Source organism: Streptomyces sp. NBC_00376, assembly GCF_036077095.1.
In the GTDB taxonomy this organism is placed as follows: domain Bacteria; phylum Actinomycetota; class Actinomycetes; order Streptomycetales; family Streptomycetaceae; genus Streptomyces.
In genome coordinates, this window is sequence record NZ_CP107960.1 from 1,431,466 (window position 1) to 1,451,960 (window position 20,495).

Below are 20,495 nucleotides of genomic sequence, written 5' to 3' on the forward strand. Positions count from 1 at the left end.
GCGGGCGTCAGAGCGAGGTCATGACGTGCTTGATGCGTGTGTAGTCCTCGAAGCCGTACGCGGAGAGGTCCTTGCCGTAGCCGGACTTCTTGAAGCCGCCGTGCGGCATCTCGGCGACGAGCGCCATGTGCGTGTTGATCCAGACGCAGCCGAAGTCGAGGTTCTTGGACATCCGCATCGCCCGTGCGTGGTCCTTGGTCCATACGGAAGAGGCGAGGGCGTAGTCGACGCCGTTCGCGTACTCCACGGCCTGGGCCTCGTCCGTGAACGACTGGACGGTCATGACGGGTCCGAAGACCTCGTTCTGGACGATCTCGTCGTCCTGCTCGAGGCCGGAGACGACGGTCGGGGCGTAGAAGTAGCCCCTGTCGCCGACCCGGTGGCCGCCCGCCTCGACCCTGGCGTGGGCGGGGAGGCGGTCGATGAAGCCGCTGACCTGGGCGAGCTGGCCCGCGTTGTTGAGCGGGCCGTAGAGCACGTCCTCGTCGTCCGGCTGCCCGGTCCTGGTGTCGGCGGCGGCCTTGGCGAGGGCGGCGACGAACTCGTCGTGGACGGACTCGTGGACCAGGACGCGGGTCGCGGCGGTGCAGTCCTGGCCGGCGTTGAAGAAGCCGCCGACGATCAGGTCCTCGACCGCCTTCTCCAGGTCGGCGTCCTCGAAGACGACGGCCGGGGCCTTGCCGCCGAGCTCCAGGTGGACCCGCTTGACGTCCTTGGCGGCGCTCTGCGCGACCTGGATGCCGGCCCGGACCGAACCGGTGATGGACGCCATCGCCGGGGTGGGGTGCTCGACCATCATCCGGCCGGTCTCACGGTCGCCGCAGATCACGTTGAAGATGCCGCGGGGCAGCTCCAGCTCCTCCAGGACGCCCCCGATGATCTCGGCGATGAGCACGGTGGAGGCCGGGGTGGTGTCCGAGGGCTTGAGGACCACGGCGTTGCCCGCGGCGAGCGCGGGCGCGAACTTCCAGACCGCCATGAGGAGCGGGTAGTTCCAGGGTGCTACCTGGGCGCAGACGCCGACCGGCTCGCGGCGGATGATCGAGGTCATCCCCTCCATGTACTCACCGGCCGAGCGGCCTTCGAGCAGCCGCGCCGCACCCGCGAAGAAGCGGACCTGGTCGATGGCGGGGGCCAGTTCCTCGCTGCGGGTGAGGTGGAGCGGCTTGCCGGTGTCCCGGCTCTCCGCGGCGACGATCTCGTCGGCGCGCGCCTCCATCGCGTCGGCGATCTTCAGCAGGGCCAGCTGGCGCACGGACGGGGTGGTGTCGCGCCAGACGGGGAACGCGGCAGCGGCGGCCGCCATCGCCGCGTCGACGTCCGCGGCGCCGGAGAGCGGGGAGGTGGCGTAGACCGCGCCGGTGCTGGGGTCCACGACATCGAGCGTGCGGCCGTCAGTGGCGTCCGCGAAGGCGCCGTCGATGTAGTTGCGGAACGTGATGCTCATGGAACCGGTCTTCCTCATGGTCGGGCGGCGGTACGGGTGGTTCTCGTCGTCACCCGTCGGTGCGGGCGAACGTCCGGCGCGGCGGTGCCGTCAGCCGGCGGTGCGGGCGGAGAGGTGCTCGTGGACGGCGGGCCAGCTGCCGTCCTCGGCGCGGGCGAAGACGATCGTCTCCCGCTCGTGGACGGTCTCCTCGCCGGCCCGGGTGGCGATCCTGGTCTCGACGTCGTGGCTGAAGACCCCGGTGGAGCCGAGGTGCTGGATCAGCTGTCCGGTGGAGGTGCAGGCCAGGATCCGGAAGTCGTCCTCGGCCACCCACTGCTGCCACAGCGCTCGGTACTCGGCCGTGGAGGCGAGCCGCTGCGGGGTGGAGTGGAAGACGAAGGTGGCGTCCGGCGCGAAGGCGCCGAAGTAGTCGTCGAGGCGTCCCTCGGCGAAGGCGGCGACGAGCGCGTCGGCGGCTGCCCGGATCTCCTGGACGGGGGTGTTCTCGGTCGTGCTCATGGGTGGCTCCTGGTGACGGGCGGGGTGGGCGCTCAGCGAGCGGCGGCGGGTTCGGCGACGAGGGGCTCGTCCGTACCGCCGATGATCGGCGGGACCTCGGTGTCCGACGCCCGGACGAGTCGGGGTCCGTCCGGCCCGTACACCCCGCGCGGCTCCGGGAACACGGTGAGCAGGACGAGGTAGAGCACGGCCGCCAGGACGAGGCCGACCGGCAGGGAGATGTCCGCGCCGTTCGCGAGGTCGCCGAGCGGGCCGACGAACTGGCCGGGCAGGTTGGTGAAGAGGAGCGCCACGACGGCCGAGATGACCCAGGTGGACAGGGCGCGCCAGTTCCAGCCGTGGTTGAACCAGTAGCGTCCACCGGTCTGGCGGCGGTTGAAGACCTGGAGGGCGTCCGCGTCGTACCAGCCGCGCCGGGTGAAGTAGCCGAGGGCCATCACGATCATCCACGGGGCCGTGCACGTGATGATCAGAGTGGCGAAGGTGGAGATGGACTGCGCGAGATTGAGTGCGAACCGGCCGACGAAGATGAAGGCGATCGACAGAGCCCCGATGAAGAACGTCGACTGGACCCGGCTGAAGCGCGTGAACACGCTGGAGACGTCGAGCCCGGTGCCGTACAGCGCGGTCGTGCCGGTGGAGAGGCCACCGATCAGGGCGATCAGGCAGAGCGGCAGGAAGTACCAGCCGGGCGAGATGGCGAGCAGGCCACCGACGTAGTTGGGAGCGGCCGGGTCGACGTACTTCGCGGCCTCGGTGGCGATGATCGAGGCAGTGGCCAGGCCGAAGAGGAACGGCAGCAGGGTGGCGACCTGGGCGAGGAACGCGGCGCCCATGACCCGGCGGCGCGGCGTGGCGGTCGGGATGTAGCGCGACCAGTCGCCGAGGAAGGCGCCGAACGAGACCGGGTTGGACAGGACGATCAGCGCGGAGCCGATGAAGGCCGGCCAGAAGAGCGGATCGGCGGTCGAGGCGAAGGCTCCCGCGTACCCCGGGTCGAAGTCTCCGGCGAAGGCGAAGGCGCCGAGGACGAAGAGCGCCGAGGCCGCGACGACCGCGATCTTGTTGACCAGCAGCATGAACCGGAAGCCGTAGACACAGACGACGAGCACCAGTCCGGCGAAGATCGCGTAGGCGACGCCGTAGCTCAGGTCGGACTCGGGGAGACCTGCGAGCCGGTGGGCTCCGCCCACGAGTGCGTCGCCCGAGGACCACACGGAGATCGAGAAGAACGCGACCGCGGTGAGCAGCGAGAGGAAGGAGCCGACGATCCTGCCGTGCACGCCCAGGTGGGCGGAGGAGGAGACGGCGTTGTTGGTGCCGTTGGTCGGGCCGAACAGCGCCATCGGGGCGAGCAGCAGGGCGCCGACGAGCAGCCCCAGCACGGTCGCCGCCAGGCCCTGCCAGAAGGAGAGCCCGAACAGGATCGGGAACGCACCGAGCACACAGGTGGCGAAGGTGTTGGCGCCGCCGAAGGCGAGCCGGAAGAGGTCGAGGGGGCGGGCGGTGCGGTCCGCTTCGGGTATCCGCTCGACCCCGTTGGTCTCGACTTCGGTGATCGAAGAAGCCACGGACGCTTCACCTACTGTTCATGCACGGGGAGTGGTCCCTCAGTCTGTGATCCCGAACCGTGAGCGGCAATTGTGAAAGTCACAAAGGGATACGCTGTCATCTGTGGCCAGCAACAAACTCACCGTTGAGGATCTTCTCTCCTACCCCGCGCTCCAGCTCACGGTGAAGGCGGGCAGCAACGGTCTGGGCCGCTCGGTCTCCTGGGCGCACGCGAGCGAACTGGCCGATCCGACACCCTGGTTGCTCGGCGCCGAGGTCATCATGACGACGGGCCTTGCGATCCCCAGGACCGCCGCCGGGCAGCGCGCGTACCTGGAGCGGCTGGACGACGCCGGGGTCTCCGCGCTGGCCCTCTCGGCGCAGCTGCACATGCCCCCGCTGCACGACGCGTTCTTCCGGGCGGCCGATGAGCGGGGCTTCCCGGTCCTCGAGGTCCCGCTCGCCGTCCCCTTCATCGCGGTGGCCCAGGAGGTCGCCGCATCGGTCCAGGAGGATGCCCGGCACCGGCTCGGCGCCCAGCTGCAGGTCTTCGGTTCGCTGCGCTGGCTGGTCGCCGAGGACCTCGACACGCCCACGCTGCTGCGCCGCCTCGAACGCCTCTCGGGATACGACGTGTACCTCTGCACGCCGCAGGGGCGCCCCCTCCTGCCGGGCGTACCGGCGCCCGATCCGGGCGTCCTGCCCGACTCGGTCGACGCCCCGCCGACCGTCCCCGGTGGATTCGTGCTGCCCGTGCCGGCGCCCGGCGGTCCGGCCGGGTTCCTTGTCGCGTACGAGCGGGAGGGTGCCCAGCCCGCCGGACTCGCCGTCGTCCAGCACATCGCCACGGTGGCGGCGCTGCGGGTCGCGATGGTGCGCAACGAGCGCGAGACGCTGCGCCGCGAGGGCGCGGAGACCCTCGCCGAACTCCTGCAGGAGGTCCTCGACCCGGAGACGGCACGGCGCAGGCTCGCCCGGCATGCGATCGAGGGCGACACCGTGCTGCTCGTGGTCCGGCAGACCACGGACGAGGCGCTGCTGCGCTGCCTCCAGGACCATCCGCATCTGCTGCTCACCCGGGGCGAGGACCGTTATGTCCTCGGGGCGCCGCAGCTGGCTGTGGAGATCCGCGGGCTACCGGGCGTGGCGGCCGGGATGAGCCGCCCGTTCCAGCCGGGCGCCGCGCTGCGGGTCGCACAGCGCGAGGCGCTCTGGGCGGTCTCGAAGGCCGTCGAGTCGGGCCGCCCGGTGATCCGTTACGGGGACGACTCCATGGGCCGCTGGCTGCCCGACGACCCCGCGGTCCTGACCGCACTGGTCGAGCACGTCCTCGGTGAGGTGCTGCGCTACGACGAGGCGCACGATTCGCAGCTGCTGGTCTCCGCCCGCACCTGGATGGAGCGCGACCGCCGCACGGATGCGGCAGCGGCCGCGCTCCACATCCATCCGAACACGCTGACGTACCGGCTGCGGCGATTCGGTGCGCTGGCCGACCGCGACATGGCGTCGACGGGGGCGCTGGCGGAGGTCTGGCTGGCTGTCCAGGCAGCGGGGGCGCTGGGGCTGACGGACTGAGGGCTCCTCCTCGGCCGAAGGCCGCCCGCATCCGCCCGCATCCGCTCCGGCACTACGCTCAAGGGACCGGAACGTTCGAAGGACCGGAACGTTCAAGGGACCGTAACAGAGAGCCACGGCGGACGGGAGGCAGACGGTGCCGGTGGAAGTCACCTGGTGGGGTCATGCCACCTGCACCATCGAGGACTCCGGGGTCCGGGTGCTGACCGATCCGCTCTTCGTGCGGCGTCTGGCGCATCTGCGCCGCCGCCGCGGTGAGCTGCCCGGTCCCGAGGCCGCGGTCGCGGACGTCGTGCTCGTCTCGCATCTGCACTCGGACCATCTGCATCTGCCGTCCCTGGCCAGGCTCGCCCCCGGCAGCAGGCTGATCGTGCCGCTGGGCGCGGTGCGCTCGGTGCCGGGGCTGCGGGGCCTGGGCTCGAAGCGCGGGCTGCGGATCACCGAGGTCGCCGCGGGGGACGAGGTCCGGGTCGGCGAGGTGCTGGTCCGGGCGGTTCCGGCGATGCACGACGGCAGGCGGCTGCCGATGGGCCCGCATCGCTCCCCCGCGCTCGGCTTCGTGGTCGAGGGCGAGGCGCGGACGTACTTCGCGGGGGACACGGGGCTCTTCGACGACATGGCCGAGGCCGTCGGGCCGGTGGACATGGCGCTGCTGCCGGTCGGCGGCTGGGGACCGTATCTGGGCCACGGTCATCTGGACGCGGGGCGGGCGGCGCAGGCGCTGGCCCGGCTGGCACCGAGGGCGGCGGTGCCGGTGCACTACGGCACGTACTGGCCGATCGGCATGGACGGGGTCAGGCCGCACGAGTTCCACTCGCCGGGTGACGAGTTCGCCCGCAAGGCGGCACTGCTGGCGCCGGAGGTGGCCGTGCACCGGCTGTCCCACGGCGAACACGTGCGGCCGGAGGGCGCCAGGTGATCCAGGAGGTCGTGAGACAGCTGCCCCCGGAGTCGACGCAGCAGGCGGTCGGCTACCCGTCGCTGTTCCTGCTGGTGACGCTGGGGGCGCTGGTGCCGGTGGTGCCGACGGGTGCGCTGGTGAGTTCGGCCGCGGTGGTGGCGCTGCATCAGTCGTCGCCGTTCTCGCTGCTGATCGTCTTCGCGGTGGCCTCGGCCGCGGCGTTCTTCGGTGACATCTGTCTGTACTGGCTCGGCCAACGGGGGGTGCGGTCGAAGAACGGTTCGAAATGGCTGCGGACGATCCGGGACCGGGCCGCTCCGGACCGGCTGGCGCAGGCGCAGCGGAAGCTGGACGAGCACGGGGCGATGGTGCTGGTGCTGTCCAGGCTGGTGCCCGCCGGGCGGATACCGGTGATGCTGGCCTGTCTGCTGAGCCGGATGCCGCTGCGGCAGTTCGCCCGTGGCGATGTGCCGGCGTGTCTGGCGTGGGCGGCGACGTATCAGGTGATCGGGATCCTGGGCGGTTCGCTCTTCCCGGAGCCGTGGCAGGGGGTGGTCGCGGCGGTGGGTCTGACGCTGCTGATCAGCGGGGCACCCGCGGTGCTGCGGAGGCTGCGGACCCGTTTCAGCCACTGATCGTGCGGGGTGCCGGCTCCAGTACGCGCGAGGCGCCGATCGGCAGGTCCCAGAGCAGGTCGCGGGGGTGTCCGGCGCGTTGCCAGGCCGTGCGCAGCCGGGTCAGCGGTTCGAGCACGGGCTCGGCGGAGAGCAGGAAGGTGGCCCAGTGCATCGGCGCCATCGCACGCGCGCCGAGGTCCTCGTACGCCTGCACGGCCTCCTCCGGATCGGTGTGCACGTCGCCGAGCCACCAGCGCGGTTCGTACGCCCCGATCGGCAGGAGGGTCAGGTCGATGCCGGGGTACCGGCTGCCGATCTCGCCGAACCAGTGCCCGTAGCCGGTGTCCCCGGCGAAGTGGATCCGCCGGGCGCCGGGGGCGGGGGCGGAGATGATCCAGCCGCCCCACAGGGAGCGGCAGGTGTCGGTGAGGGTCCGTTTGGACCAGTGGTGGGCCGGCACGAAGTCGAAGCGGACCCCGTCGAGCTCGGCCGATTCCCACCAGTCGAGCTCGGTGACACAGGTGAAGCGGCGACGGCGGCACCAGCGGCCGAGCCCGGCGGGGACGAGGAGCGGGGTGTCCCTGGGCAGTCTGCGCAGGGTGGGGGCGTCGAGGTGGTCGTAGTGGTTGTGGCTGATGACGACGGCGTCCACGGGCGGCAGGTCCTCCCAGCGGACGCCGACCGGGGTGATCCTGGCCGGGGTCCCGAGGATCCGCCGGGACCAGACGGGGTCGGTGAGGACGGTCAGCCCGCCGGTGCGGATGATCCAGCTGGCGTGCCCGGCCCAGGTGACGGACGTGCTGCCCGCGGGGGTGGCCGGCAGGGGTTCGGGGGCGTACGGGAGGCGGTGGATGCCTCGCAGTCCCTCCGCGTTGGGCCGCAGGGAGTGCTCGCGGGCCAGTCGGGACATGCCTATGACACCAGGGAGGGGCGCGGTGAGCCGGTCCGCGAAGCTCCTGGGCCATTCCCGGATCTCGCCGAGCGGACGCGGTTCGACGATCCGGCCGCGGGCTGTGCGGTGCGGCTGCGGCTGCGGCTGTGCGGTCCCGGTGCGGGAGCGCTCGCTCTGTTCCGTCATCGAGAGACTCCCGTCTCGCAGTTCCTCATCGAAGTTCGTCGAGGGCCGTTGCGAAAATGCTCAGCGCCTCGGCCACATGCGGCAATTCAAGGGGCGCCACAGCGGTGAGGGACTCCAGTTGCTGTTCCGGGGCCGACCCGAGCAGCGACCCGGTGCCCAGCCGCACCCGCAGCGCCCCCAGTTCGTCGCCGAACCGGTGTCCGCCCGGTGTCGGTGCGCCGAGACGTTCCGTCAGGTACTCCTCCAGCTCCAGCGAGTCCGTGACGCCACGGGCGGCCAGCCGGGACCTGAGCGGGCCGAGATCGGCGTAGAGGTGCCGGCCCGCCTGCGGGGGCCTGGCCAGCGCGCCCGAGGCCAGGACCGCGCGGTGGGCGGCGGCGGCGATCCGTGCCTGGAGCGCGGCGGCCCGGCGGACCCGGTCCTTCACGGAGTCCGGTTCGCGCAGCGCGTGGGCGGCGGCCATGGCGACCGGCCCCGCGACGAGCGCGCCGAGCGCGGTGAGGATGTCGAGCGTACGGGCGTGGCGCACCGCCGCCCGTTCGGTGTCCGGGAACCGGGCTACCGCGACCGGCCAGGCGGACGGGGTCAGTGCTCCGGCCAGGTCGCAGACGACCGTGACGTCGTCCGGGCACATCTCGGCCGGGCTGAGCAGGACCGTGTCGCGCGGCCGGTGCAGGGTGTCGCGCCAGGTCTCGTCGCTCACGACGTGCAGCCCCTCGGCGATCGCCGCCTCGCACGCCTCGCGCACCAGCTCCGGCGGGGCGACGGTGGCGGTCGGGTCGTCGACCATGGAGATGATCAGCAGCCGGGGCCGGCCGCCCTCGGCACGCACCCTGCGCACGGTCTCCAGGAGCGCGTACGGATCGGGCACGCCACCGCACTCGGCCGGGGTCGGCACATGGTAGGCGGGCCTGCCGAGCAGCCGGGCCTGCGGGATCCAGGTGGCGGGGCAGGGGCGCGGCATGAGTACGTCGCCGCCGTGCGCGGCGATCAGCGCGAGCAGCAGCGGCGAGGCGCCCGGGGCCGCGGCGACGCGCTCCGGGCTGCCGGGCAGCCCGCGCCGCTCCCAGTAGGCGGCCGCGGCCGTGCGCAGCGCCTGGCCGCCACCGGTCGGTTCGGGGTCGCCCCGGCCCGCCGCCGCGGCGAGCACCTCGGCCAGCTCGGGCAGCACCGGCAGACCCGGATCGGGGGCGGGCGGCCCGTACCGGACGGGGCCCCGGTCCTCGCGTACGGAGCGCGCGCCGTCCCCGGCCCGTCCGGGCCGCTCGGTCCGCTGCCGCGCCATCCGGGCCTCCTTCGCCGCCGCCCCGTCACCCTGTCGCGCCGTCTCGCACTCAGGGCCCTTTATACGAGGGTTCGGCCGGCCGCGCCCGCCGACGGAGCGGCGGGGCGCCGTTGAGGCGGTGTCAGCCGGCGAAGGCCGCCTGGGGCATTCCGCGCCCCGCGTCCGGCAGCACCAGCAGCGAGCCGGACAGCGGGTGCGGAGCGGTGAGCCCGGTCCGGGCGGTGGAGATGTACAGGTCGTTCAGGTCCCGGCCGCCGAAGGCGCAGGCGGTCGGGCGCCTGACCGGCACCGCGACGATCCGGTCCAGCGCGCCGTCGGCCGTGTACCGGCGCACCGCCGCGCCGTCCCAGAGCGCGACCCAGACGGCCCCCTCGGCGTCGACCGTCAGCCCGTCGGGGAATCCCGCGCCCTCCTCGACGGTGACGAACGGGCGCCGGTTCACGGCGTGTTCCCCGTCGAAGTCGAAGATGTCGATACGGCGCGTCGGTGTGTCGATGAAGTACATCAGCCGCCCGTCCGGGCTCCAGCCGATGCCGTTGCCGCACGCCACGACGGGCAGCACCGCGGTCGTCGTGCCGTCGGCCGCGACCCGGGAGAGGCTGCCGCCGTCCGGGGCCCCGTCGTAGCGCATGGTGCCCACCCACAGCGCCCCGTCCGGCGCGACCGCCGCGTCGTTGCCGCGCCGGCCCGGCACCGGGTCGTGGACCAGCCACCGGAAGGCTCCGTCGGCGTCGTAGAGGCCGATGCCGTCACGCAGATTGACCACGAGTCCGCCGCCGGCGCGCGGTTTGGCGGCGCCGACGTGCTGTTCGGTCGCCAGCACCGTACGGCGGCCGCTCACCGGGTCGTAGGTGTGCACGCGCGCGGAGACGATGTCGACCCAGATCAGCCGTTCGGTGGACGGGTCCCAGGTCGGGCCCTCGCCGAGCTCGGCCCACTCGCGCACGGCCACGTCCAGGTGCGGTGTGTTCACTTCTGCCTCTCCTGACCGGGGTGCCGGAATGCCGGAACATCGAACACACACTAATCCTGTTCTCCGGCCTTTCGGCGGTCGCGGGGCAATGAGCGCCCTCCCGCATCGGCCGGGTCTGTCGAACGCCCGGCTGATCGACCTGGTTCGAGACATGTTCCGACCCATCGGTAACCTGCGTCGTCATGATGCGCGCGTGGATTCTGCCGATGCTGTTCGTGCTCTGCGGCTCAGCCGTCGCGACCGGGCCGGTCCTCCGGGGAAGCCCCGGCGAAGCCGCGGCGATCCTGGTGGTGTTCGTGTTGCTCGCAGGCGTGAACTCGCCTCTGGTCTTTCCCAGGTCCGTCGGTGCGCTGGAGGCACAACGCCGCAGCGCGGTCGACGGCCGGCCGGTCGTCTACTGGCGGTCGGGCTGCAAGTACTGTCTGCGCCTGCGCTTCCGGTTGGGCCGTAGCGCCAGCCGGTTGCACTGGGTCGACATCTGGCGCGACCCGGACGGAGCGGCGGCGGTGCGGGCGGCCAACGACGGCAACGAGACCGTGCCGACGGTCGTCGTGGCCGGCCGGTCCCATGTCGACCCGGATGTCGAATGGGTGCGCGAACAGCTGTCTCCATCCGTGTGATCGGAAACGACGCCGTATCGCCAAGACGCCCACAGGCATCCCGGGACCGCCGGTCCGCAGCACAGCCGCCGCACCCGAGAGGTAATTTCAACCCATGCTGACAGCAACGCAGTTGAGCAATCATCTTCGGGCGCATGCACCCACGTACGTCGCCCTCGCAGCCGTCGTCGGCACGGTCCTGGCCGGGCACCTCCAGGCACAGGGCATCCTGGAGACGGGGGAGAGACAGGCGGCAAGCGTCCTGGAAGCGACGAGGAACGAGGCGGACGGCCGACAGGACCGGGACAGGGCGCGTGAGCAGGTGACCCGCTACGGCGAACTGATCCAGTCCTCCACCCGTATGCGCCTCCTGATGCAGCGCTTCGAAAGGCTCGACGCGAAGTCCCGACGCGATCCGGCGATCGTCGGGGGACTCACGGCGGGCACCGACGACCTTGCGGCGAAGGCGAATTCAGCGGCGGTGATCCTGCAGAGCCATGTGAGCAAGGCAGTGCGGGAGAACTCCCACGGCATCGCCTTCACGATGCCCTACGCCGCCCAGTGCCTGGAGACAGGTCTGCCGGGCAACACGAACGGCTACCGGGTGGACTACCCGGGTCGGGGGCTCACCGACTGCGGGGAACTGCGGGAGTGGCTGGAGGTCCACGAGAGCACCCTGGCGAAGGATTCGCCCACCTTCTCGTAGCCACGGCACTGCCGTGACCCGACGAGCACGGCCCTCGGGACCGGCGGCTGACAGCCGAGGTCTCAGCCCTGCCGGCCGAGCAGTGCGAGGAGCCGGGTCTGCGGGTCGGCGTCCGGTGCGGTCTCGACGGGCGCAGCGAACAGACCGCTCTGCGAGAGGTCCTTCGCGTACGGTCCGACCTCACGGCCGGCGAAGTCGACCAGCCGGGCGGGCAGCCGCTCGTCGGCGCCGATCGCCCGGGACAGATCCCAGGCGTGCACCACGGCGTCGGCCACCATCTGCGCGCAGTAGGCGTCGGCGGCGCTGTCCCCGTACGACAGGTTCACCGTCCCCTCCAGCGCGCCCGGCGCCTCGAACGCCCGGCGCGCCCCGGCCGCCGCCCGGTCCCACGCGGCCACGGGGTCGTCGCCCAGCACATCGCCGTCGAAGGCGTCGCCGACCTCGGCGACGGTGCGGCGCTCGGTGACGAGCGGCGGCACCCAGAGCTGTTCGGCGGTGAGATGGGCGACCAGGTCCCGGACGGTCCACTCGGTGCACGGCGTCGGTGCGGACCACTGGTCCTCGCGCACCGCGTGCACCCGGTCGGTGAAGAGCCGGAGCGCCTCGCCGTGGCGTTCGAGGATTTCGCTGACGGAAGTGACTGAAGCAGATGCCATGCGTCCACTCTCCCCGGCCCGGGGCCGGGGCGCGAATGGGCGCTGACCACATGTCGAGATAGGGATCTCAAATTCCGGAACTCCGGCGTACGGTGGCCGTACCGATCACCGCTTCGCGGCCCGCGTTCCCGGCACGCTCCGGAACGCTTCCGGCCGCGTTCCGAGAAAGGATCCACTGCCATGCCGAAGGAGACCGCCGTCTACACCCACGGCCACCACGAGTCGGTGCTGCGCTCGCACCGCTGGCGCACCGCCGCCAACTCCGCGGCCTATCTGACCGACGAGCTCCGCCCCGGTCTGGCCGTGCTGGACGTGGGCTGCGGACCGGGCACCATCACCGCGGATCTGGCCGCGCTGGTTGCTCCCGGCCGGGTGACCGCCGTCGACACCACCGAGGAGATCCTGTCCCAGGCGGCCGGGGCCGCGGCCGAACGCGGGCTGGACAACGTCGAGTTCGCCGTCGCCGATGTGCACGCGCTGGGCTTCCCCGACGACTCCTTCGACGTCGTCCACGCCCACCAGGTGCTCCAGCACGTGGGCGACCCGGTGCAGGCGCTGCGCGAGATGCGGCGCGTCTGCCGCCCCGGCGGCATCGTCGCGGCCCGCGACAGCGACTACGCGGCGATGGCCTGGTACCCGGAGGTTCCGGGCCTGGACGACTGGCTGGACCTGTACCGCCGGGTCGCCCGCGCCAACGGCGGCGAGCCGGACGCGGGCCGCCGGCTGCTCTCCTGGGCCCGCCGGGCCGGCTTCACCGACATCACCCCGACCGCCGGCAACTGGTGTTTCGCCACCCCGGAGAGCAGGGTCTGGTGGAGCGGCCTGTGGGCGGACCGCACGGTCGGTTCGGTGTACGCGAAGATCGCCGTCGAGGGCGGCCGTGCGAGCACCGAGGAGCTGGCGGAGATCGCCGACGCGTGGCGCGAGTGGGGCACGGGGGACGACGCCTGGTTCCTGGTCCCGCACGGCGAGGTGCTCTGCCGGGTCTGAGCGCGTCGCCTCTCCCCCGGACGAATCGATCACACGCCGATGTGCCGCCAACTACCCTGGCTCGCATGGACATTCTGGGAACCACGCTGCGTATCTGCGTCGACGACCTGGAGGCCGCGGTGGCCTTCTACGAGGACCTCACGGGCAGTTCGGCGCTCCGTTTCGAGCGCGGCGGGGTCTCGGTCGCCGCGATCAGCTGCTTTCTCCTGATGAGCGGCCCTGAGTCGGAGCTGGAGATCCTGCGCAAGGTGACGGCGACGATCGCGGTCAAGGACGTCGACGACGCGCACGCCTCCCTCACCCGCGTCGGTGCCCGGATCATCGCGGGTCCGGTACCGACGCCGGTGGGCCGCAATCTGATCGCGGTGCACCCGGACGGCTCGGTCTTCGAGTACGTCGACCGGAGCCTGCCGTCCGGCCGGTGAGGGCCGAACGGCATCGGTGACGTCTCGTCAGCTCTTGGGACGCATCCGGAAGTTGTACCTGCCTGGCAGTGGCTCGTCCGTGAGCCGGGCCCATAGCTCGTCCAGGATCTGCGCACCCTCGCGCAGGTCCTCGACCTCGAAGCCCTCGTCGAAGACGGCTCGGGCCGCGGCCCGGTCGCCCTCGGCGAGCAGCAGCCGGGCCTCCAGCAGACGGAACCGGCCGCGCTGCCGGATCGCCGGAGGCAGGGCCGCCCATACGGAGCGGGCCGCCACGGCGCGGCCGGCCGTCAGCAGCGCCTCCACCGCCTCCCGGCCCAGCGCCGCCGCGGCCGCCGTCCATTCCTCGCCGTCGTCGCGGCGTTCCGCACACAGGTCGTCGAACGCCTCGCCGTAGAGGTCCGCGGCCCGGTCCCGCTGCCGGCCCTCCCCGGCGGCGACGGCGAGACACCGCAGCAACGGCCAGCGGGACGGGGCGAGTACCAGCCCGCGCTCCCAGCCGCGGACCGCCTGGGCGCGGTCACCGGCATGCCACTGGGCGACGCCCAGGTGGTACTCGGTGAGCGGTTCGGCGGGGGCCGTCTCCAGCATGTCGCGCCAGTGCGGGGAGACCAGGGAGGGGCCGGGCGGGACCACCCGGCGCGGCTCGGGGAACGTGCCCTGGTCCAGCAACTCCAGCCAGGGCCGCTGCTGTTCGCCGAGGGTGGAGTCGGCGAACGGGGTACCGGGAAGCTCGTACTTGCCCCGCCTGATCTCCAGCGCGCCCCAGCCCGAGCCGGTGGCGAGCGACTCCCCGGGTTCGGTGTCCGCGCAGGGGCGCCAGGCGGCATACGCGGCATCGACATCGGCGCGCGGCAGCGCCTCGGCGAGCCGCTGTTCGGTCTCGGAACGGGCCGCCGCCCAGTCCTCGCCGTGCACGGCGAGCGGGTCCGCGGAAAGCGGGCCGTACGACTCCAGCCAGCTGAACTCGGCGCCCGGTTCGAGCGGGACGTGCTCCAGCTGGGTACGGGCGAGCCCGGCCTGGATCTCGGCGTATCCGGCGGTGCCGGGCTCGGTGAGCCACTCCTGCCAGCGCCGCCCGCCCGCGCCGCTGCCCCAGAGGAACAGCTTGCGGCCGCGCAGCAGATCGGTCGACGTCTGGACGAGCCCGTGGCCGTCCTCGTCGAGCGAGGCTATCCAGCGGCGGGCGCCGTCGGGCACCTCGTAGAAGTAGTCGGCGGGGAAGGCGCCGCGCAGCGGGTACGTACGGTCGACCGAGCCGGACACCGGGACCGGGACCCGGGTCAGGGTCCGTTCGTACCCGAAGTGCCAGGCCTCGTCGGCGGGGGCGAGGACGCGGGTGCGTTCGCCTTCGGGTACGGCGATGTTGGACCACCAGTAGACGGGCGCGGTGTGCTCGTGCGGATTGCGGATCCGTACGCCGACGTGCAGGAAGTCGGAGTCGTGCGGCAGCCACAGGTCCACCTGGAACGGCAGGTCGCGCAGCCGCTCCCACTCCCAGAGGCGGACCATCTCGCCGCCGTCGGGCGCGGGGACCCGGGCCGCGTGGAGCGGGGCGCAGGACAGTGTGGTGTGGCCCGTGGCCCCGATGTTCCATTCGATGCCGCCGGAGAACCAGGCGCCGTTGAGCGCGAAGTCGGCGGGCTGGAGCACGGGGTTGCGGTAGAGGAGTTCCCGGCCGGTCGGTTTGTGGTGGAGGGAGTGGACACGGCCGCCGAGACCGGGCAGGACGGTGGCCCGCAGCCGGTCGTTCTCGATGACGATCGCGTCGAGTGCGGTGGAGGTGCGCTCACGCCCGTAGCCGTCGAGGATGCGCACCGGCAGCACGGTGGACAGTGGTTCGAAGCCGATCTGGCGTGCCATGTCACGTGGCAGTGCGGCCCGGTCGCGTTCGTCGATCACATGCATCTCGTCGAGCGGCCGCAACGCGGGCAACGGATTCTCCGGGCCCAGCGGCCCGGCGGGCAGGGTCAGTACGGCACGTCGTACGGTCGTGGCCAAGGCAACCTCGCTCCCTCACGCGGGCCGCCACAGGTCCGGGCGCCCCCCGATGACCATGGAACACGTTCGGCAACGCTCCTGCCAGGGGCTTCGCTGCCAGACTTCGGCAAAGACGCTCTTCCGGCAAGGACGGACCCGGGCGGCTTCGGGGCGCGCGTCCCGACCGGCCCCACCCCGCCCGTTAATTCGGGTGCGTTCCGTCCCCACCGCCGTAACCTTGGCCCTCGACGGGGATCGGTGGCATGGGCCGGTGCGGCATGCCCGGACGGAACGCGGAGCGGAACACGATGAGCACGCAGCACACCTACCGAGTGATCGTGCGCGGCGCCTGGGACGGGCTGACGGACGAGGCGCGTACCCGGCTGCTGTCCGAGGTGGACGCACACGGCCTGACCGCGATGCAGTTCACCGAGGAGGGCTCGCTCGCGTACGACCGTGTGCTCAAGCACTTCAGCTTCCGGTACGTGGTCGTCTCCGACGCCGAGGACGGCGAGGAGCTGGCGGCCGCGATCGCCGAGGACCGTGCCGAGACCTACCTGGACGAGCACGGGTACGGCCATGGCGCACTGCGGTCCACGGTGACGGACATGGACACCATGAAGATCAATTACAAGGGGCGGCGGGGCTAGGGTGCGGCCTGACGCCCGGCCGGTCAGGTGCGTTTGAAGAACTCGACCTCCCCGACCGCGATCGGCCGTCCCTCGCCCTGGCCGGCCGCGGCCCTCAGCACCAGCCGGACGGAGACGACATCGCTGATGCCGGTCCGTACCGTCTGCTTGCCCGGTTTGTCGGTGAGCGTCACCGCCTTCTTCCGGACCTCGCCGTCCTGCGTGGTGACGATCAGGTCTGCCTTGGTGGGCCTGGCCCCCTGCCGGAATTCCTCGGGCTTCGTCGACACACCGGTGTACACCACCACGCCGACCAGCCGGAACGGCTTGTCGAAGACGCATGTCAACGACGAGTCGAGCGCGGGTGCGCCCCAGTATCTGTTGGTCAGCCCGTCGATGGCGGCGGATGCCGGGTGGCCGGGGGCCTGGGCGCTCGCCGTGGCCCTGGCCGGGCTGATCTCCGCCGTTCCGCCGAGCTTGTCCCGCACGTCCTCGAAGACGTAACGCCCGGCCGGTACGAGCAGGAAGCCCGCGAACAGCAGCCCGACGACCACCAGCGCCAGCACGGTCCGCCGGAACGCCCGGCCCGATCCGCTCCGCACCCGGCGGCGGAACGGCCACACCGTGCGCCACCACGGCAGCGGCGCCGGCTGCTCCCGGGTCTGCAACGGTGCGGCGCAGCGGCGGCAGAACCGGCGTCCAGGCAGGTTCGGGGTACCGCATGCCGGGCACGGCGGCCCGTCCGGCTCCTCGTCCGCCGTCACGGGCCTCACGACGGGCCGCCGGGCGATCGGCTCGGCCGGCCGCACCGCGACCACGGGCTCCTCCGCAGCGGCCGGCGCAGGCCGTACGGGGGCCGGCTGCGCCGGTGGTTCCGGCCGTACGGGGGCGGGCTGGACCGGTCGCGCGGGCGGCTCCGGTGCCTGTGCGGGCGGCGCGGGCGGTGGTGGCGGTGTGGATGGTGGCGGCGTGGACGAACGCGGTGCCGGGGGATCCGGCACCGGCGGCTCCGGGGGCACGGAAGGCGGGGCTTCGGGCGGGGGTGCCGCGGTCTCCGGGGCGGTGCCCGTCACGGGCTCGGGGTCGGGCGGAGTGCCGGTCGTCGGCTCGGCGGCCGGGCGTGCCGGTGCTGACGGGCCGGCAGGTTCCGCCGCGGGGGCGGTGTGTTCCGCTTCGGGGACGGTGGGTTCCGCCGCAGCCGGCGGGATTCGCGGCGTCCGGGAGGACCAGCCCAGGTAGGAGCCGCAGTTCCCGCAGAATTCGTCGTCCTCGCGGTTGGCGGTACCGCACGCCGGACACGAGCGCATCGCGTCAGCCTCCTGTCTCGTCCGGTGGGCCCGGCAGAATCTCCACCCGGCAGGTGAGGTGTACGGGGCACGAGGCGGCGACGACGTCCCGGACGCGGTTCGCGTCCACCGGTCCACCGTGCGGCGCCCAGACCCGTACCAGCAGTTCCCCGGTCGGGGCCGGGGGCAGCTGGGCGCCCGGTTCGGACGACCACGTGGCGCCGCCGCCGTCCCGGATGTCGGCGTGCACACCGAAGCAGAGCCGGAGTTGTTCGATCAGGCCGCGGCGGGTGCCGCGCCACCGGTGCAGCTCGACGGCGCGGGCGATTACGGCCCGCCGCAGCTCCTCGGGCCACGCCGGATCGACCTCGGCCGCCACCCAGGACGACAGCCAGGGCAGGAAGTCGGCCGGGGCCAGCGCCGGATCGAAGTAGGCGGGGAGGTTGTCCAACGTGGACAGGACCGGTGCCAGGACGGTGTCCAGGCCCGCCGTGAACCGCTGGGCCAGGTCGTCGTCCGCGTACAGCGCGGGCAGCAGCCCGCCGATCGGGTAGCGGCTCGCGAGACCGGGTACCGCGGCCCTGGTCACGAGCCGTCACCGGCCGTGCTCGCGATGACCTCGACCTGGTGCTGGTGCGAGAAGACCAGGGCGCCCGGGGCGACATCGATCCGGTCGACCGCCGCCCCGCGCCGGCCGGTGATCGGGTCCGCGGGGAACAGCCGCACCTCGTCCACCAGGCCCACTCCCGGCACGCCCTGGAGCACGGCGAAGATCTCGCCGTACTGCACCGGCCTGCCGAACGGCCACCCGGTCCCGTCCGCCCCGCCCCGCAGCGGGTCGATGTGGCCGAACAGCGCCGCGATCGCGTCCGCGCGGACCCGGTCCACGTCACCGCCGTTCGTCACCAGTCTGGCGACCACCGTGACGCCCTGGTACGCGGGCGGTTCCACCACCAGCCGGGTGCCCACCAGGCGCCGTTCGTCGAGTCGTGCCGTGACCGTCGAGAGCACGGAGTCCGACGGGATCAGCTGCTCGAACCGCAGTTGGCCGCCCTCGTCGACGACCGCGTCGGGCACCACCAGTACCCGTACCGCGCCGCCCTCCCCCGCGACGGCGGGCACGCACCGGACCCTGCGCAGGGAGGGCGCGGCCTCACGGGCGATGGCCTCGTAGTCCCCGGCCGTGACCGCCCGCTCCTGCACCCGGAGGATGTTGGGCGCCCGGACCTTCGCGTTCTCCACGGTCTCGCCGTCCACCCCGCCCCGGGCCGCCTCGCGGTTGTCCACGCCCGCCACGTACGGCACCGAGCTGCGCAGTACGCAGATGGCGCCGCGGGCGACGTTCCCGGCCGCCCCGCCGCCCGTGCGGTAGCGGGGAACCCGCAGCTGTGCGCCCTTCTCGGGCACCGCACCGTAGGAGCGCATCGTGCCGTCCGGATCGCGTACCTCCGGCGGGAACGCGAACTCGCCGGAGACGGCGTCGATCCGCACGTGCCGGTCGTGCGGGGCGGAGGCGCCGAAGTGCTCCACGGCGGTCCAGACCTGCCAGCCCTCCGCGGAGGATACCTGGACGACCGGCGGCTCACCGTCCATCAGCAACGGGGCCCGGCTCACGGAGAAGCGCTGCCCGGCGACGCCCTCGGAGATGCCGAGCGGCACGTCGAGGACGGTCTCCGCGTGTTCGACGCCCGTGGTGCCGCCGACGGTGAACACCTCGGCCTCCCGGATCGTCGGCGACTCGGAGTAGAACGGCTGGCCCGGCTCCGGCGCGGTGACCCGGCAGCGCAGCCATCCCGCCCGGACCCCCGCGGTCACCGAGGCGGTGTGTCCGGCAGGGACGAACACGATGACCTCACCGGGCCTGTTGAGCCCGCCGGTGCTGTCGGTTCCGGTCCGGCAGACGACCCAGCGGGCCCCGTCCCACGCCTCCCAGACCAGCGGCGGCTGCCTCGGGTCGACGCCGACACCCTCCACCCGGCTGTCCAGCCGCACGGCGACGATGCACCGGGGCACGGCGGTGGGCAGCCCGAACAGCAGGGCGTCACCGGGCTCCGGCCGGGGCTGGAAGCACGGGATGTCCTTGCCCGCGCCGAGCGGTGCGGTGCGGTCGGTCTGGTCGCCCGACGCCGGCGCGGTGACGAGCCTGATCAGCGAACTCGGCACGATCGGCAGCTCCTCGGAGGTCGAGAACACCACTGCCTCCTCGGCCTCGCCGCGTGCGGTGGCGACCTCCGTGCCCGCCGGGAGCCGCACGGTCTCCGGCTGCGGCGCGGAGAGCCAGAAGTCGACCTCCGCCCGCGCCACCGTCGGCGGGAAGAGCGTGACGCCCAACAGGTCGAGGAAGGCCGAGTAGTTCTTGTCCGGAACCCGGTTCAGCCGGTACAGCAGCTGGTCGACCATGTACGCGAACGTCTCGATGAGCGTGACCCCGGGGTCCGACACGTTGTGGTCGGTCCACTCGGGAGAGCGCTGCTGTACGTACCGCTTGGCCTCGTCGACGAGTTGCTGGAAACGCCGGTCGTCCAGGTTGGGTGCGGGCAGGGCCATCAGCGCACTCCCGATTCTTCGGAGCCCTCGGAGGACGGAATCGTGTAGAAGGGGAAGACGAGGTTGCGCAGGTCGTTGGTGGCCCGCACGGTGTAGTGCACGTCGATGTACAAGGTGCCCTCCTCGATGGCGTCGAACGCGACCACCACGTCGGTCACCTCGATGCGCGGCTCCCACCGCTCCAGCGATGTGCGGACCTCCTGGGCGATGCGCCCGGCGGTGGCACCGTCACCGGGTGCGAAGACGTAGTCGTGGATGCCGCAGCCGAACTCCGGGCGCATCGGCCGCTCGCCCGGCGCCGTGCCGAGAACCAGCCCGATCGCCTCCTCGATCTCCCGGTCCCGCTCGACCATGCCGATGCCGCCCGTGGCGCCGACCCGCAGCGGGAAGCCCCAGCCGCGTCCGATGAACCCGCTGCCGCTCACACCGGGCCCCCGATCAGTACGTTCGGCGCACCGCTGATGATGGGCGCGCCGCAGCTGGTGTTGTCCCGCATCCGGGCGGCGGGCAGCCCGCCGATCAGGACCTGCCCGGTGACCGCGGCGGCCGGGTTGGGCGTGATCACGTTTCCCGGTCCGAGCGCGGCGTGCGGGGGGACCACGCACACGTGCAGGCTCCCGGTGACGGCCGCGGGCCGGCCGCCGATCAGCACGGTGGCGACGGCCACCGCACCCGGGGGCGGGGTACCGATGACGCCGCCGTGGGCGGTGCTGTCGCCCGTGCGGGCTGCGGGGGGCATGGTCGGTGTTCTC

The 20,495-nt window shown here is 72.6% G+C and carries 21 protein-coding genes and 1 pseudogene; 8 read left to right on the forward strand and 14 right to left on the reverse strand.

Annotated features, from left to right (window positions below; translation table 11 throughout):
- Positions 1–7 precede the first annotated feature (7 nt).
- The 3 genes from OG842_RS06515 to OG842_RS06525 all read right to left on the reverse strand — a co-directional run bounded on the left by OG842_RS06515 (position 8) and on the right by OG842_RS06525 (position 3,519).
- Complete coding sequence (locus tag OG842_RS06515; protein WP_266728303.1) at positions 8–1,447, reverse strand: gamma-aminobutyraldehyde dehydrogenase; 1,440 nt, start codon at positions 1,445–1,447, stop codon at positions 8–10.
- A 90-nt stretch (positions 1,448–1,537) separates the two neighbouring features.
- Positions 1,538–1,948 (reverse strand): YybH family protein, encoded by a 411-nt coding sequence (locus OG842_RS06520; protein WP_266728305.1) that lies wholly within the window; start codon positions 1,946–1,948, stop codon positions 1,538–1,540.
- 32 nt (positions 1,949–1,980) lie between these two features.
- Positions 1,981–3,519, reverse strand: a complete 1,539-nt coding sequence (locus tag OG842_RS06525) for a purine-cytosine permease family protein (RefSeq protein WP_266728307.1) — start codon at positions 3,517–3,519, stop codon at positions 1,981–1,983.
- 103 nt (positions 3,520–3,622) lie between these two features.
- Here OG842_RS06525 and OG842_RS06530 point away from each other — a divergent pair, with 103 nt between their 5' ends.
- From OG842_RS06530 to OG842_RS06540, 3 genes are all read left to right on the forward strand, one after another.
- On the forward strand, positions 3,623–5,074 hold the full coding sequence (locus OG842_RS06530; RefSeq protein ID WP_266728309.1) for a PucR family transcriptional regulator: 1,452 nt from the start codon (positions 3,623–3,625) through the stop codon (positions 5,072–5,074).
- Between the two features lie 136 nt (positions 5,075–5,210).
- On the forward strand, positions 5,211–5,993 hold the full coding sequence (locus tag OG842_RS06535; protein ID WP_266728311.1) for an MBL fold metallo-hydrolase: 783 nt from the start codon (positions 5,211–5,213) through the stop codon (positions 5,991–5,993).
- Positions 5,990–6,610 (forward strand): DedA family protein, encoded by a 621-nt coding sequence (locus OG842_RS06540; protein ID WP_266728313.1) that lies wholly within the window; start codon positions 5,990–5,992, stop codon positions 6,608–6,610. Before OG842_RS06535 ends, OG842_RS06540 begins: the two co-directional genes overlap by 4 nt.
- Here the strand turns inward: OG842_RS06540 and OG842_RS06545 are convergent.
- The 3 genes from OG842_RS06545 to OG842_RS06555 all read right to left on the reverse strand — a co-directional run bounded on the left by OG842_RS06545 (position 6,600) and on the right by OG842_RS06555 (position 9,928).
- Positions 6,600–7,670 carry an MBL fold metallo-hydrolase gene (locus tag OG842_RS06545; protein WP_266728315.1) on the reverse strand — a complete coding sequence of 357 codons (1,071 nt, stop codon included), beginning with the start codon at positions 7,668–7,670 and terminating at the stop codon, positions 6,600–6,602. The genes OG842_RS06540 and OG842_RS06545 overlap by 11 nt on opposite strands.
- 25 nt (positions 7,671–7,695) lie before the next feature.
- On the reverse strand, positions 7,696–8,955 hold the full coding sequence (locus tag OG842_RS06550; RefSeq protein WP_266728317.1) for an aminotransferase class I/II-fold pyridoxal phosphate-dependent enzyme: 1,260 nt from the start codon (positions 8,953–8,955) through the stop codon (positions 7,696–7,698).
- A 121-nt stretch (positions 8,956–9,076) separates the two neighbouring features.
- The gene (locus OG842_RS06555; RefSeq protein WP_266728319.1) at positions 9,077–9,928 is read right to left on the reverse strand and encodes an SMP-30/gluconolactonase/LRE family protein; all 852 of its coding nucleotides are present in this window, start codon (positions 9,926–9,928) and stop codon (positions 9,077–9,079) included.
- A gap of 182 nt (positions 9,929–10,110) precedes the next feature.
- Between OG842_RS06555 and OG842_RS06560 the strand changes: the two genes are divergently transcribed.
- The gene (locus tag OG842_RS06560; RefSeq protein WP_266728321.1) at positions 10,111–10,548 is read left to right on the forward strand and encodes a glutaredoxin domain-containing protein; all 438 of its coding nucleotides are present in this window, start codon (positions 10,111–10,113) and stop codon (positions 10,546–10,548) included.
- A gap of 94 nt (positions 10,549–10,642) precedes the next feature.
- Positions 10,643–11,233 (forward strand): hypothetical protein, encoded by a 591-nt coding sequence (locus tag OG842_RS06565; RefSeq protein ID WP_266728323.1) that lies wholly within the window; start codon positions 10,643–10,645, stop codon positions 11,231–11,233.
- Between the two features lie 62 nt (positions 11,234–11,295).
- On the opposite strand, the gene OG842_RS06570 is transcribed toward OG842_RS06565, so the two are convergent.
- On the reverse strand, positions 11,296–11,889 hold the full coding sequence (locus OG842_RS06570) for a TIGR03086 family metal-binding protein (RefSeq protein WP_266728325.1): 594 nt from the start codon (positions 11,887–11,889) through the stop codon (positions 11,296–11,298).
- A 180-nt stretch (positions 11,890–12,069) separates the two neighbouring features.
- On the opposite strand from OG842_RS06570, the gene OG842_RS06575 reads away from it, so the two are divergent.
- A complete protein-coding gene (locus tag OG842_RS06575; RefSeq protein WP_266728327.1) occupies positions 12,070–12,879 on the forward strand; it encodes a methyltransferase domain-containing protein in 810 nt (269 codons plus the stop codon).
- Positions 12,880–12,944: 65 nt separating this feature from the next.
- Positions 12,945–13,304, forward strand: coding sequence for a VOC family protein (locus tag OG842_RS06580; RefSeq protein WP_266728329.1), 360 nt, complete (start codon positions 12,945–12,947; stop codon positions 13,302–13,304).
- Between the two features lie 27 nt (positions 13,305–13,331).
- On the opposite strand, the gene OG842_RS06585 is transcribed toward OG842_RS06580, so the two are convergent.
- Positions 13,332–15,302, reverse strand: a complete 1,971-nt coding sequence (locus OG842_RS06585) for a DUF5107 domain-containing protein (RefSeq protein WP_328512115.1) — start codon at positions 15,300–15,302, stop codon at positions 13,332–13,334.
- A gap of 287 nt (positions 15,303–15,589) precedes the next feature.
- Between OG842_RS06585 and OG842_RS06590 the strand changes: the two genes are divergently transcribed.
- The gene (locus tag OG842_RS06590) at positions 15,590–15,931 is read left to right on the forward strand and encodes a DUF6204 family protein (protein WP_266728333.1); all 342 of its coding nucleotides are present in this window, start codon (positions 15,590–15,592) and stop codon (positions 15,929–15,931) included.
- A 23-nt stretch (positions 15,932–15,954) separates the two neighbouring features.
- On the opposite strand, the gene OG842_RS06595 is transcribed toward OG842_RS06590, so the two are convergent.
- The 6 genes and pseudogenes from OG842_RS06595 to OG842_RS06620 all read right to left on the reverse strand — a co-directional run bounded on the left by OG842_RS06595 (position 15,955) and on the right by OG842_RS06620 (position 20,482).
- Positions 15,955–16,728 carry an NADase-type glycan-binding domain-containing protein gene (locus OG842_RS06595; protein WP_266733459.1) on the reverse strand — a complete coding sequence of 258 codons (774 nt, stop codon included), beginning with the start codon at positions 16,726–16,728 and terminating at the stop codon, positions 15,955–15,957.
- Between the two features lie 426 nt (positions 16,729–17,154).
- Positions 17,155–17,217: pseudogene (locus OG842_RS06600) on the reverse strand (zinc ribbon domain-containing protein); the annotation flags it as partial.
- Between the two features lie 4 nt (positions 17,218–17,221).
- A complete protein-coding gene (locus tag OG842_RS06605; protein ID WP_266728335.1) occupies positions 17,222–17,785 on the reverse strand; it encodes a phage tail protein I in 564 nt (187 codons plus the stop codon).
- On the reverse strand, positions 17,782–19,743 hold the full coding sequence (locus tag OG842_RS06610; protein ID WP_266728337.1) for a putative baseplate assembly protein: 1,962 nt from the start codon (positions 19,741–19,743) through the stop codon (positions 17,782–17,784). Before OG842_RS06610 ends, OG842_RS06605 begins: the two co-directional genes overlap by 4 nt.
- Positions 19,743–20,168 carry a GPW/gp25 family protein gene (locus tag OG842_RS06615; RefSeq protein ID WP_266728339.1) on the reverse strand — a complete coding sequence of 142 codons (426 nt, stop codon included), beginning with the start codon at positions 20,166–20,168 and terminating at the stop codon, positions 19,743–19,745. The genes OG842_RS06610 and OG842_RS06615 overlap by 1 nt, the downstream gene beginning before the upstream one ends.
- On the reverse strand, positions 20,165–20,482 hold the full coding sequence (locus tag OG842_RS06620; RefSeq protein WP_266728341.1) for a PAAR domain-containing protein: 318 nt from the start codon (positions 20,480–20,482) through the stop codon (positions 20,165–20,167). Before OG842_RS06620 ends, OG842_RS06615 begins: the two co-directional genes overlap by 4 nt.
- Positions 20,483–20,495 lie beyond the last annotated feature (13 nt).